General features: G+C 41.4%; 15 protein-coding genes. All 15 read left to right on the top strand.

The features are described 5' to 3' along the window. The first annotated feature begins 8 nt into the window (after positions 1 to 8). The 15 genes from wecB (at position 9) to MLE13_RS10985 (ending at position 12,611) form a co-directional block, all read left to right on the top strand. Positions 9 to 1,127, top strand: a complete 1,119-nt coding sequence (wecB, locus tag MLE13_RS11055; protein WP_276323905.1) for a non-hydrolyzing UDP-N-acetylglucosamine 2-epimerase — start codon at positions 9 to 11, stop codon at positions 1,125 to 1,127. 287 nt (positions 1,128 to 1,414) lie between these two features. Next, entirely contained in the window at positions 1,415 to 1,636 is a 222-nt protein-coding gene (locus MLE13_RS11050; protein ID WP_008496899.1) for an AtpZ/AtpI family protein, read from the top strand. Positions 1,637 to 1,639: 3 nt separating this feature from the next. Beyond that, entirely contained in the window at positions 1,640 to 2,011 is a 372-nt protein-coding gene (locus MLE13_RS11045) for an ATP synthase subunit I (protein WP_008496900.1), read from the top strand. Positions 2,012 to 2,038: 27 nt separating this feature from the next. Further along, complete coding sequence (gene atpB, locus MLE13_RS11040; RefSeq protein WP_240749764.1) at positions 2,039 to 2,749, top strand: F0F1 ATP synthase subunit A; 711 nt, start codon at positions 2,039 to 2,041, stop codon at positions 2,747 to 2,749. 58 nt (positions 2,750 to 2,807) lie between these two features. After that, complete coding sequence (gene atpE / locus MLE13_RS11035) at positions 2,808 to 3,020, top strand: F0F1 ATP synthase subunit C (protein ID WP_008433003.1); 213 nt, start codon at positions 2,808 to 2,810, stop codon at positions 3,018 to 3,020. A 159-nt stretch (positions 3,021 to 3,179) separates the two neighbouring features. Continuing rightward, positions 3,180 to 3,701 carry a F0F1 ATP synthase subunit B gene (gene atpF, locus MLE13_RS11030; protein ID WP_240749763.1) on the top strand — a complete coding sequence of 174 codons (522 nt, stop codon included), beginning with the start codon at positions 3,180 to 3,182 and terminating at the stop codon, positions 3,699 to 3,701. Continuing rightward, positions 3,698 to 4,228, top strand: coding sequence for a F0F1 ATP synthase subunit delta (locus MLE13_RS11025; RefSeq protein WP_240749762.1), 531 nt, complete (start codon positions 3,698 to 3,700; stop codon positions 4,226 to 4,228). The genes atpF and MLE13_RS11025 overlap by 4 nt, the downstream gene beginning before the upstream one ends. Before the next feature lie 27 nt (positions 4,229 to 4,255). Then, on the top strand, positions 4,256 to 5,764 hold the full coding sequence (atpA, locus tag MLE13_RS11020) for a F0F1 ATP synthase subunit alpha (RefSeq protein WP_240749761.1): 1,509 nt from the start codon (positions 4,256 to 4,258) through the stop codon (positions 5,762 to 5,764). A gap of 47 nt (positions 5,765 to 5,811) precedes the next feature. Then, entirely contained in the window at positions 5,812 to 6,669 is an 858-nt protein-coding gene (atpG, locus tag MLE13_RS11015) for an ATP synthase F1 subunit gamma (protein ID WP_008496904.1), read from the top strand. A 225-nt stretch (positions 6,670 to 6,894) separates the two neighbouring features. Further along, the gene (atpD, locus tag MLE13_RS11010) at positions 6,895 to 8,310 is read left to right on the top strand and encodes a F0F1 ATP synthase subunit beta (RefSeq protein WP_008496905.1); all 1,416 of its coding nucleotides are present in this window, start codon (positions 6,895 to 6,897) and stop codon (positions 8,308 to 8,310) included. 24 nt (positions 8,311 to 8,334) lie between these two features. Continuing rightward, the gene (locus tag MLE13_RS11005; protein WP_008496906.1) at positions 8,335 to 8,739 is read left to right on the top strand and encodes a F0F1 ATP synthase subunit epsilon; all 405 of its coding nucleotides are present in this window, start codon (positions 8,335 to 8,337) and stop codon (positions 8,737 to 8,739) included. 384 nt (positions 8,740 to 9,123) lie between these two features. Beyond that, positions 9,124 to 9,357 (top strand): DUF1146 family protein, encoded by a 234-nt coding sequence (locus tag MLE13_RS11000; RefSeq protein WP_240749760.1) that lies wholly within the window; start codon positions 9,124 to 9,126, stop codon positions 9,355 to 9,357. 351 nt (positions 9,358 to 9,708) lie between these two features. Further along, positions 9,709 to 11,007 (top strand): UDP-N-acetylglucosamine 1-carboxyvinyltransferase, encoded by a 1,299-nt coding sequence (gene murA / locus MLE13_RS10995; protein ID WP_240749759.1) that lies wholly within the window; start codon positions 9,709 to 9,711, stop codon positions 11,005 to 11,007. Between the two features lie 226 nt (positions 11,008 to 11,233). Beyond that, positions 11,234 to 12,250, top strand: coding sequence for a rod shape-determining protein (locus MLE13_RS10990; protein WP_240749758.1), 1,017 nt, complete (start codon positions 11,234 to 11,236; stop codon positions 12,248 to 12,250). A gap of 97 nt (positions 12,251 to 12,347) precedes the next feature. Next, entirely contained in the window at positions 12,348 to 12,611 is a 264-nt protein-coding gene (locus MLE13_RS10985; RefSeq protein ID WP_240749757.1) for a DNA-directed RNA polymerase subunit beta, read from the top strand. Positions 12,612 to 12,619 lie beyond the last annotated feature (8 nt).

The following is a 12,619-nucleotide window of genomic DNA, read 5'->3' as shown; positions in this document are numbered from 1 at the left end:
AAACCAGCTTGACGAAAAAATGGAAAGTAATGACGATATTTGGTACGCGACCAGAAGCGATTAAAATGGCACCGCTTGTTTTGGAACTTCAAAAATATCCGGAAACCATTGAACCACTTGTAACGGTAACGGCACAGCACAGAGAAATGCTTGATCAAGTATTAGAGACATTCAAAATCACGCCTGACTTTGATCTGAACATCATGAAAGATCGTCAAACATTGACCGATGTAACAATGCGTGCCATGCAAGGGCTCGATGCGGTAATGAAAGAAGCGAAGCCAGATATTGTGTTAGTGCATGGAGATACAACGACAACTTTTGCTGCGAGTCTTGCTGCTTTTTATAATCAGGTAGCGGTCGGACACGTCGAAGCGGGCTTGCGTACGCACAACAAATACTCGCCGTTTCCTGAGGAGATGAACCGTCAACTGACGGGAGTCATGGCAGATATTCATTTTTCACCAACTGAAAAATCAGCTCAAAACTTGCTTGATGAAAATAAAAAAGCAGAAACAATTTATGTTACTGGCAATACAGCAATCGATGCTCTTCAAACGACGGTACGCGAAACGTATTCGCACCCGATTTTAGAGAAAATCGGAAGCGACCGCATGATTTTATTAACAGCACATCGCCGTGAAAATCTAGGCCAGCCGATGCGCAATATGTTCCGTGCGATTAAACGCTTGATCGAAGAACATGACGATATTCAAGTGGTGTATCCAGTGCATATGAATCCAGCTGTACGTGAAGTCGCGGATGAAGTATTAGGTCGTGATTCACGCATTCATTTGATTGAACCGCTAGAAGTTTTAGATTTCCACAACTTTGCAGCACGCTCATTTTTTATTCTAACCGATTCTGGTGGGATACAAGAAGAAGCACCATCACTTGGGAAGCCGGTCTTGGTTTTGCGTGACACGACTGAACGTCCTGAAGGAATTAGTGCAGGAACGTTGAAACTCGCCGGTACAGATGAAGAAACAATTTACGGATTGGCGAAAGAATTGTTGACGGACGAAGCTGCATACAAAGCAATGTCTCAAGCATCCAATCCATATGGAGACGGTAAAGCATCTGTCCGAATCGTCGAAGCGCTTCATACGTATTTTTCAAAGCTGTAAGTAAGTAAGTAAGTAAGTAAGTAAGTAAGTAAGTAAGTAAGTAAGTATGGAAGTAAGTAAAACGGCCGATTCCACATTTTTTGTTGAAATTTGTCCACAATATGTCAGAGGGAAATCGCTTGTGAAGTTTTTCACTTCTACTAATTGACATGATTTTACCCCTAATGTATGCTTACAAAGGGTATGCATGAGATGGTTTTCTTACATAGATTATGTAGGTGGAAGCCTGATGCGACTGCTCTTTTTGAGGGTATAATGTCAAATCAACGAGGTTCGAGGGGGTTGTCATGCGCCCAACAAAAAAGCCCTTACAAGCGATGGCAATTTACAGCGCCATTCTGTCACAACTTGTCGGGTCCGTACTCATCGGGGTGTTCACGGGTATGTGGCTTGATGAAAAGGTAGGAACCGCACCATTTTTCATGATCATCTGCCTATTCATAGGCATCACTGCCGGTGTTTGGGCAATGCTTCAGACCGTCCGCAAATTCGAATCAGGAGACAAGTAGAAAATGGATGGACTAAGGGAGATATACACAAGACTAAAAAAGATGATTATTTTCATCTTAGCGTTCTACGTTATTGGTTTGGGGTTTACCTCTTATCAAGAAGTGTTCGCGGGTCTCATAATCGGAACTTTGTTCGGCATTTATAACATGTGGATTCTTGTTCGTCGGATGGAGAAATTTGACCGTGCGGTGGCTGAAGGCTCGAAAGTTCGTTCGCTTGGAACGGCATTACGGTTTGCATCAGGTATTGCTGCTGTGGCGATTGCTATTTTGTTCGCAGAGCACATTCACTTGGTCAGTACGGTAATAGGGTTGATGGTCCCTTATGCTCTGTTATTAACAGAGCGGATTGTTTATCACGTGAAACACCATTAACAATGTGGAAAGAGAGGTGAAACTATCGTGGAACATGGCGCTCCTATGCTCAAGGTGTTCGGGATCTGGTTCAACCTATCGAACGTTATGATGCTACTTGTAGCCGCTCTTATCGTCTTCCTTATTGCTTTTATCGCTACACGGAATCTGCAGCTCAAACCAACGGGCATGCAAAACTTCATGGAATGGATCATGGATTTCGTGAAAGGGATTATTAATAGTAATATGGATTGGAAAGATGGTGGCCGATTCCATGTTCTTGGAATCACCTTAATTATGTTCATTTTTGTTGCGAACATGTTAGGTCTTCCATTTGCAATAGTTGTTAACGGAGATCTTTGGTGGAAATCACCAACAGCTGATCCGACAGTAACAATGACATTAGCCGCTACGGTGCTCATCTTGAGTCATTATTATGGCATCAAGTTGAAAGGGTTAAAAGGATATGCTGGAGGCTACATTAAGCCAATGCCATTCTTATTCCCGCTGAAAGTCATTGAGGAATTCGCAAATACGCTGACACTCGGTCTGCGTCTTTACGGGAACATCTATGCGGGGGAAATCTTGTTAACTTTGTTAGCAGGTCTCGCATCAGCAAGTATTTTTGGATTTGCAGCAGCTATCCTGCCAATGATGTTATGGCAAGGCTTCTCGATTTTTATCGGGGCAATTCAAGCGTTCATTTTCGTTATGTTAACGATGGTCTATTTATCGCATAAAGTTGCCGACGACCATTGAGTATAAAACCGCTCTTTTGAGCAAAAAAAAACAATTATCCTGAGGAGGACATTTTAAAATGGGTTTATTAGCAGCAGCAATTGCAGTAGGTTTAGCAGCACTAGGAGCAGGTATTGGTAACGGTCTTATCGTTTCAAAAACAGTTGAAGGTATCGCTCGTCAGCCAGAAGCACGTGGCGTTTTACAAACAACAATGTTTATCGGGGTTGCATTGGTTGAGGCATTGCCAATCATCGCTGTAGTTATCGCGTTCATCGTAATGAACCGCTAGTATTTTTATACAAAATTTAAATGGTGGGGATGCTACTATATGGTTTTCGCCATTTAAACTTGTATGCAACATTTGCTTTTGAAAGTTCATCTTGTACTAAATAAAGATATTACTATAGAAGAAATTGCATTTTAGGCTCTTGAAGGGAGTGAAACAATCGTGTTTTTTGATTACCTCGTACTCGGCGCAGCCGGGGAGTTTTTGAATATTGGAGACATTCTCGCTACACTTGTCATCTTCATTGGGTTAATGTTGCTTTTAAAGAAATTCGCATGGGGTCCTTTGATGGGCGTAATGCAGCAACGTGAAGATTTGATCAAGAGTGAAATTGAGACAGCTGAAAACAGCCGTTTAGAATCTCAAAAAATGCTTGAAGAGCAGCGTACTCTACTTAAAGACGCGCGTACGCAAGCACAAGAAATTGTTGAGAACGCTAAAAAGCAAGGCGAAGTTTCGCGTGAGGAAATTATTACAACAGCGCGTGCTGAGTCTGGCCGTATGAAAGAAGCAGCAGTTCAAGAAATTGCTAACGAAAGAGATAAAGCTATTTCAGCTGTTCGTGAAGAAGTTGTGGCATTGTCACTACTTGCTGCTACGAAAGTGCTTGAAAAAGAAATCTCTGAGGAAGACAACCGTCAGTTGATTAACGAAACGATTGCGAAGGCAGGCGAAGTTCAGTGAGTCAAGTTGCAGAACGATACGCTTTAGCATTGTTCCAAGTCGCTCAAAAGCATGAATCGTCTTTGGATATCGAGCATGATTTACGTGAAGTGAAAAAAGTCTTTGAAATGACTCCAGAACTTTACAATTTGATTGTATCTCCAAAACTTTCAGCAGATAAAAGAACAAATCTAATCAATGAAGTGTTTACTAGGGCAAATCCGTTTGTCGTTAATACACTTCAATTGATGGCAGAACGCAAACGCTTAAATGAAGTAAAGTCAATGGTAGACGAGTTTGTTGCTTTGTCTAACAATGCACAAGGAATTGAAGATGCAGAAGTTTATTCTACACGTCCTTTGACTGAAGAAGAACGCTCATCTATCTCTTCCGTATTCGCTAAAAAAATTGGTAAACAATCTTTACGAATTGAAAACGTTATTGATCCATCACTACTTGGCGGATTGCGTATTCAAATCGGAAACCGTATTTATGACAGCAGCGTGAGCACGAAATTGGCACGTCTAAAACGTCAACTAATCGGTTAATTATGAAATTATGAGAGGGTGACATACATGAGCATCAAAGCTGAAGAAATCAGCGGTCTGATTAAACAACAGATTGAAAATTATCAATCAGAGATGAAAGTTGACGACGTTGGTACAGTAATCACCATTGGTGATGGTATCGCACGCGCTCATGGCCTCGACAACATCATGGCTGGAGAACTTGTAGAGTTCTCTACTGGTGCTATTGGTATGGCGCAAAACTTGGAAGCCAACAACGTTGGTATTATTATCCTTGGCCCATACAAAGACATCAAAGAAGGCGATGAAGTACGTCGAACTGGCCGTATTATGGAAGTACCAGTAGGAAACGAACTTATTGGACGTGTAGTAAATCCACTTGGACAACCTGTTGACGGTCTTGGACCAATCAACACAACAAAATCTCGTCCAATTGAAAGCCCTGCACAAGGTGTTATGGCCCGTAAATCGGTTCATGAACCACTTCAAACAGGTATTAAAGCGATTGACGCACTTGTGCCAATCGGTCGTGGACAGCGCGAATTGATCATCGGTGACCGTCAGACAGGTAAAACGTCTGTTGCGATCGATACGATCTTAAACCAAGCTGACCAAGATATGATTTGTATCTATGTGGCAATCGGACAAAAAGAATCTACTGTACGTAACGTAGTAGAAACTTTCCGTAAAAATGGAGCTCTTGATTACACAATCGTTGTAACAGCTTCAGCTTCACAACCAGCTCCATTATTATACTTGGCTCCATATGCAGGTATCACAATGGCTGAGGAATTCATGTTTGAAGGCAAACATGTGTTGATCGTCTATGATGATTTAACAAAACAAGCATCTGCTTACCGCGAACTTTCACTATTGCTTCGTCGTCCACCAGGCCGTGAAGCTTACCCAGGTGACGTTTTCTACTTGCACTCACGTTTACTTGAACGTTCTGCGAAATTAAACGAAACGCTTGGAGCAGGGTCTATCACAGCATTGCCGTTCGTAGAAACGCAAGCTGGCGATATCGCTGCATATATTCCTACAAACGTTATCTCGATTACAGATGGTCAGATTTTCCTTCAGTCAGATCTATTCTTCTCGGGTGTACGCCCAGCAATCAACGCTGGTCTTTCTGTATCACGTGTTGGTGGTTCAGCTCAGATCAAAGCAATGAAAAAAGTTGCGGGTACATTGCGTCTTGACTTAGCGGCTTTCCGTGAACTTGAGTCATTCTCTCAGTTTGGTTCAGATCTTGATGCTGCAACTGCTGCGAAACTTGAGCGTGGGAAACGTACAGTTGAGGTCTTGAAACAAGACTTAAACAACCCAATCAAAGTTGAAAAACAAGTTGTTATTTTCTATGCGTTAACTCGTGGATTCCTTGACGATATCGCTATCAACGACATTTCTCGCTTTGAAGCTGAATTGACAAGCTGGTTGGATACAAACCACACAGAAATTTTGGATACTATTCGCACAACTCAAGGCTTACCTGCTGATGACGCATTTGCTGCAGCGATTAATGAATTCAAACGCACATTTGCTAAATCTGAGTAAAACCGAGTTCGAATACGAAGAAAAAATAATAAGGTGGTGAAATACCAGTGGCATCATTACGCGATATAAAAAACCGAATTACGTCAACAAAGAAAACAAGTCAGATCACAAAAGCCATGCAAATGGTTTCTGCATCTAAACTAAGCCGTGCGGAAGTGAATGCGAAAGCGTTCGTTCCATATATGCACAAAATTCAGGATGTGGTAGCATCAATCGCAGCTGGGTCTTCAGACACTAGCAACCCGATGATGATTGCTCGCCCTGTAAAGAAAACCGCTTATTTAGTGATTACATCAGATCGTGGTCTTGTAGGCGGATATAACAGTAATGTTCTTCGTACAGTTATGAGTAAAATCCGTGAACGACACACCTCTAATGACGACTTTGTTATCCTAAGCGTTGGTCGGAAAGGAAAGGAATTCTTTGCGAAGCAAGGAATGACGATTCTTGAAAGTGCAATTGCACTTCCGGATCATCCGACGTTTGCGGATATTAAAGAAATAACGCGCAAAGCTGTTGGTATGTTCTCAGATGGTACGTATGACGAAGTTTATATGTACTACAATCACTTTGTTTCAGCAATTCAACAAGAAGTCACAGAGAAAAAAGTCTTGCCGCTGACGGATATTCAACCGACGGGATCAACTGCATCTTATGAGTTTGATCCTTCAGCAGAAGCGATTTTGGAAGTTCTTCTTCCACAATACGCAGAAAGCTTGATCTTTGGGGCTGTTCTTGACGGCAAAGCGAGTGAACATGCTGCTTCCATGACAGCAATGAAGAGCGCGACCGATAATGCGTCTGATTTGATTAATGGACTGACACTTCAATATAACCGTGCACGCCAAGCGGCAATCACTCAGGAAATCACTGAGATTGTCGGCGGAGCATCTGCTTTAGAATAAGAAATGCAAAGGTGCCCATATAGATTCGACGGGCTTAAGACAGAACGCGCAGGAAATGTAATTTCCGTAGTGGGCTGACTTAATACCCCGAGAATCTGGGCACCGGAGCTAGACAATAAGAAATGCAGAAGTGCCCATGTAGATGGGCGCTATATGCTGCTAATAATAAAACTGGGAACTTCTTTAAGAAGAAGTTTTTAAAAAAGTAAGACAGGAGGGAACAGCATGAACACAGGACACGTTCTTCAGGTTATGGGACCAGTTGTAGATGTTAAGTTTGCTAATGGCCAACTTCCAGCTATCTATAACGCCCTAACTGTAAATATTGATCGTCCCGGACAAGCTCAAGTCGTTTTGACGCTTGAAGTGGCTCTTCACCTTGGTGACGATTCAGTCCGTACAATCGCGATGGAATCTACTGATGGATTACAACGTGGTTCAGTAGTAACTGACTTGGGCAGAGCAATTTCTGTTCCAGTTGGAGATGTAACATTAGGTCGTGTATTCAACGTACTTGGTGAAATTATCGATTTAGGGGAAGAAATTCCGTTAACAGAGCGTCGTGATCCAATTCACCGTTCTGCACCTACATTCGAACATTTATCCACAGAAGTTGAAATTCTTGAAACAGGTATTAAAGTTGTTGACTTGCTTGCTCCTTATATTAAAGGTGGTAAAATCGGTCTCTTCGGTGGTGCCGGTGTAGGTAAAACAGTTCTTATTCAAGAATTGATCAACAACATCGCTCAAGAACACGGTGGTTTATCCGTATTCGCTGGTGTTGGTGAACGTACACGTGAAGGAAATGACTTATTCCACGAGATGAGCGAATCTGGCGTTATCAAGAAAACGGCAATGGTTTTCGGTCAAATGAACGAGCCACCAGGCGCACGTATGCGTGTTGCTTTGTCTGGTTTGACAATGGCTGAATACTTCCGTGACGAACAAGGCGCGGACGTTCTTCTTTTCATCGATAATATCTTCCGTTTCACACAAGCAGGATCTGAAGTATCGGCATTACTTGGCCGCATGCCATCAGCAGTTGGTTACCAACCAACACTTGCTACAGAAATGGGTCAATTACAAGAGCGTATTACAACAACGAGCGCAGGTTCAGTAACATCTATCCAAGCAATTTATGTACCAGCCGATGACTATACGGATCCGGCTCCGGCTACAACTTTCGCTCACTTAGATGCAACGACTAACCTTGAGCGTAAACTTTCTGAGATGGGTATTTATCCAGCGGTAGATCCTTTAGCTTCAACTTCTCGTGCATTGTCACCTGAAATTGTTGGGGCAGAACATTACGCAATCTCACGTGAAGTTCAAGAAACTTTACAACGTTACAGAGAATTACAAGATATCATTGCAATCCTTGGTATGGATGAGTTAAGTGACGAAGACAAGCTGACGGTTAACCGTGCACGCCGTATTCAAAACTTCTTATCTCAAAACTTCCACGTTGCTGAACAGTTCACTGGCCAAAAAGGTTCTTATGTTCCAGTTCAAGAAACGATCAAAGGATTCAGAGGAATTCTTGATGGGAAATATGACCACTTGCCAGAAGATGCTTTCCGTTTAGTCGGCCGCATTGAAGAGGTTATTGCAAAAGCTAAAAGCATGGGCGTAGAAGTCTAAAACCAGGGACCAGGAGGGAAAAAAATGAAGACCATTGCAGTCAATATTGTCACTCCCGACGGCCCGGTATACGATTCAGAAGTATCTATGGTTATTGCAGTTACAGCAACAGGTGAGATGGGTATTTTACCAGGTCATATTCCTACAGTTGCTCCACTTGGAATCGGTGCAGTCCGATTGAAGAAAGAGAACTCGACAGAATTAGTTGCTGTAAACGGTGGATTTCTAGAAATCCGCCCTGAAAAAGTGACGATTCTTGCACAATCGGCTGAACGTGCGACAGATATTGATCTGTCTCGTGCTCAAGAATCCGCTAAACGTGCAGAAGCACTTTTACAGGCAAATAAAGATGAAATCGACTTTAAACGTGCAGAATTGGCGTTAAAGCGTGCGATGAATCGTATCAACGTTTATGAGGGTAACATTTAAAAGAAAAGCGTAAGAGCCCGTGTAGATTCGACGGGCATAAGACGCACTGACGAAGCGGCGTTCTTTGCCGCACAGTAAGAGTGGCTTATGACCCTAGAATCTGGGCACTGAAGCTAGACAAGAAAAGTGAAAACGGCCGTTCAGCTCCGACAGGCATAAGACAGACCAACAGTGTGGCGTTATTTGCCACGCAGGTGGGCTGCTTTATGACCCGAGGAGTTGGCCGTTAGAACTAGACAGTAAGAAAAGCGTAAGAGCCCGTCGAATTTAGGCACTGAAGCTAGCTAATAAAAAAGTAAAAGTGGACAGAAGGGCAATTGACTTTTGTCCGCTTTTTCTAATTGATTAATAAGTTGAATTCTTATCGACGAAAGGATGAGGTAAATGGAAAACATGATCGGACAAAACGCTTTAATATCGATCTTTAGTCACATTTTTTTCACGGGAGTTGCTTTTTATGCAATGCGTGCATTAATGATAGAAAAATTGATTCACAAACATCATATTTTACAAGCTCAAATTCTTTATATTTTTCTTAGCATAGCAATAGGGACCATGGTATCTACATTTTTTCTAAATATTTCATCTTGGTCACGGCAATTGCCTTATCTATTTTAAAATTGCCGTTTTGCCATGTCTTTGATACTCATGGCTATGGCAAAACGGCAAAATTTTTATTTCCTGGGAAATAAATTTGTGTATAAGGTTTAAACGCTCTATAGAGGGGAAAAGGTCTAATAGCTTGTTATTAAAATGTGACTTTCTTCCTTGACGGACACAAAAACAACATGCTATTCGAATAACATAGAGTCCGAATTGAAATTTAACACAAAATGAGAGTAAATTTGCTTGATTTTTATTAAAAAAGAAGGTAATATGAGTAAGGTTTTGTTTATTAAGAATGACATTGGACTTTTAAGCGTAAATAGGCATATATAGATGAATATTAAACACATGGAGGGTATATTTGTGGATCAGATTATCGTAAAAGGCGGCCAAAAGTTAAAAGGAAAGGTACGGGTAGAAGGAGCTAAAAACGCAGTTTTACCTGTATTGGCTGGAGCATTACTAGCTTCAAACGGCAAGAGCATTATTAAAGAAGTACCAAATTTAGCAGACGTTTATACAATTCAAGAAGTTTTGAGAAGCTTAAACGTATCTGTTGAATATTTCCCAGAAAAAAATGAAATGCTGATTGATTCTTCAGCAACGTTATCAAGCGAAGCTCAATTCGAATACGTTCGTAAAATGCGCGCATCTATTTTAGTAATGGGACCGGTTCTTGCGCGTAACGGTTTTGCACGTGTAGCTTTACCAGGTGGTTGTGCAATAGGTTCACGACCAATCGATCAACATTTAAAAGGATTTGAAGCGATGGGTGCTAGTATTACCTTTGGTAATGGTTACGTGGAAGCAAAAACAAATGGCCGTTTGCGAGGAGCAAAAATCTATTTAGATTTCCCAAGTGTTGGGGCAACGGAAAATATTATGATGGCTGCTGCTTTGGCAGAAGGTACGACTATTATTGAAAATGCTGCTAAAGAACCAGAAATTGTTGATGTGGCTAACTACATCAATGAAATGGGTGGTCGCGTTATCGGTGCAGGTACGGATACAATGCGTATCGAAGGTGTAGAAGAAATGCACGGTGCTGAACATTATATTATTCCGGATCGTGTAGAAGCTGGAACGTTTATGGTAGCTGCAGCAATTACTGAAGGTGATGTAATCATCGAAAACGCTGTACCTGAACATATGGTTGCGTTAATTTCTAAAATGGGTGAAATGGGTGTCGATATCCAAGAAACTGAAGAGGGATTACGCATTCGTGCTAGTCGTCCACTTCGTTCGATTGATATCAAAACAATGCCACATCCAGGATTCCCAACGGATATGCAATCACAGATGATGTCATTAATGCTTACTGCAACTGGCAATGGCATATTGACAGAAACTGTTTTTGAAAACCGCTTTATGCATGTAGAAGAATTCCGACGCATGAATGCTTCAGTTAAAATTGAAGGACGTTCTGTTATTATGGAAGGACCATCTAAACTACAAGGCGCAGAAGTTGCTGCTACAGACTTAAGAGCTGCAGCGGCATTGATTCTTGCAGGTCTTGCTGCAGATGGAATTACACGAGTTAACGAACTTTATCATTTAGATCGTGGATATGTAGGCTTCCATACAAAACTTGCTGCTTTAGGCGCTGATATTGAGCGTGTAACTGTTGAACAAGCTGAAGAAAAAGTCGAGCAATTGGTCTAATACCATTTATCATAAGCTTGCGGGGCTGGTTACCAGTTCCGCAAGCTTTTTTAATGGAACGAAAGGTTCGAGGATTTTTTGTCAATGCAATCCTCACTATGATAAAATATTCAGTTAAGAGAAGGTTTTAAGTTATATTTTAGAATCTTCGTATAGACAAATTAGAAAATAACGACTTACTTAACTGCTAAAGCATAATAAATGGCTTAAAAGGGGCGTGGGCTGAATGTTTTCTAAAGACATTGGAATCGATCTTGGAACGGCGAATGTATTAATATATGTTAAAGGTAAAGGAATCATTTTAAACGAACCCTCTATAGTAGCTAGGGATAGAAAAACTGAAGAAGTTCTGGCAGTGGGAAAAGAAGCGAGTAAAATGCTGGGCAGAACACCCAAACATATTGAATCGATTCGTCCGCTAAAAGACGGAGTCATCCATGATTTTGATGTGACTGAAGCGATGCTAAAGCATTTCGTACACATCTTGAAACTAAAAGGATTTATGTCCAAACCACGCATTTTGATTTGCTGTCCGACAAATATAACAAGCATCGAACAAAATGCAATTCGAGAAGTCGCACAAAAAGCAGGCGCTAAAAAAGTGTATGTTGAAGTCGAGCCCAAAGTAGCTGCAATTGGTGCAGGACTTAACATTTATCAGCCGAATGCTAGCATGGTCATTGATATCGGTGGAGGGACTACGGATGTAGCCGTTTTGTCGATGGGAGACATTGTAGCAAGTGAAACGATTAAAGTGGCGGGTGATCGCTTTGATCAGCAAATTATGAAATATGTAAAGCACCAGCATAAATTGTTGATTGGTGAAAAAACTGCTGAAAAAATTAAGATAGAACTCGGTACAGCAGGTAAACATCTTGAAGAAAAAAAGATGGAAGTACGAGGGCGCGATATTTTAACTGGTTATCCAAAAACCTTAACCATCAGTTCGTTTGAAATCGAACAAGCTTTGAGAGAATCGGTGGATGCCATTGTCGAAGCAACACGTGCAGTGCTCGAAAAAACACCGCCGGAACTGGCTTCAGATATTATTGAAAGTGGAGCGGTTTTAACAGGTGGCGGTGCAATGTTAAATGGCTTAGACCAATATTTGTCCGAGAAACTAGAGATTCCGATTTCAATTGCAGAAAATCCGATGGAATGCGTCGTGCTTGGTACTGGTTTAATGCTAGAAGCAAAAGAAAATATTTTTCGTGCTAAACAAACAAGGCCAAACAGCAGATAGCAAAAATCGCGCTTTCTGGTTATAATAACTAGAGTTTAAAAATTCGAGTTTCGTGTGAAATTCGAGAATTCAGTAGATGGAAAGGTTGACAGAATGAATGGCTGAAATGAAGAAAAACTTTTCTCTTCGAAAAAAAGCTAAAAGAGATGTGGCAGAACCAGCAAGTCCTAAAAAGACATGGTGGGTTCAAATACGTCTATTTCCCATTTGGTTACGTATCGTGATAGTCATTGCCTTAATCGCTTTAGCGGCTGTTCTAGGCGTAATGATAGGCTTTGGCGTAATTGGTGATGGTAGTCCCGCCGATGCATTGAAATGGGAAACATGGCAGCACATATTAGATATTATGGGTGGCAAATAAAGCGTTAT

Origin of the sequence: Planococcus halocryophilus (genome assembly GCF_022489025.1) — a bacterium.
GTDB lineage: Bacteria > Bacillota > Bacilli > Bacillales_A > Planococcaceae > Planococcus > Planococcus halocryophilus_A.
The sequence above is the reverse complement of the archived record's forward strand: the minus strand, read 5'-3'. Positions and strand labels throughout refer to the sequence as shown.

What these genes read in the sequence shown, in the direction of transcription:
- MLE13_RS11000 (WP_240749760.1), top strand. Translation starts at nt 9,124, where the DNA reads ATGGAAAACATGATCGGACAAAACGCTTTAATATCGATCTTTAGTCAC.
- MLE13_RS10990 (WP_240749758.1), top strand. Translation starts at nt 11,234, where the DNA reads ATGTTTTCTAAAGACATTGGAATCGATCTTGGAACGGCGAATGTATTA.
- atpE (WP_008433003.1), top strand. Translation starts at nt 2,808, where the DNA reads ATGGGTTTATTAGCAGCAGCAATTGCAGTAGGTTTAGCAGCACTAGGA.
- MLE13_RS11050 (WP_008496899.1), top strand. Translation starts at nt 1,415, where the DNA reads ATGCGCCCAACAAAAAAGCCCTTACAAGCGATGGCAATTTACAGCGCC.
- atpA (WP_240749761.1), top strand. Translation starts at nt 4,256, where the DNA reads ATGAGCATCAAAGCTGAAGAAATCAGCGGTCTGATTAAACAACAGATT.
- MLE13_RS11045 (WP_008496900.1), top strand. Translation starts at nt 1,640, where the DNA reads ATGGATGGACTAAGGGAGATATACACAAGACTAAAAAAGATGATTATT.
- atpD (WP_008496905.1), top strand. Translation starts at nt 6,895, where the DNA reads ATGAACACAGGACACGTTCTTCAGGTTATGGGACCAGTTGTAGATGTT.
- MLE13_RS11005 (WP_008496906.1), top strand. Translation starts at nt 8,335, where the DNA reads ATGAAGACCATTGCAGTCAATATTGTCACTCCCGACGGCCCGGTATAC.
- MLE13_RS10985 (WP_240749757.1), top strand. Translation starts at nt 12,348, where the DNA reads ATGGCTGAAATGAAGAAAAACTTTTCTCTTCGAAAAAAAGCTAAAAGA.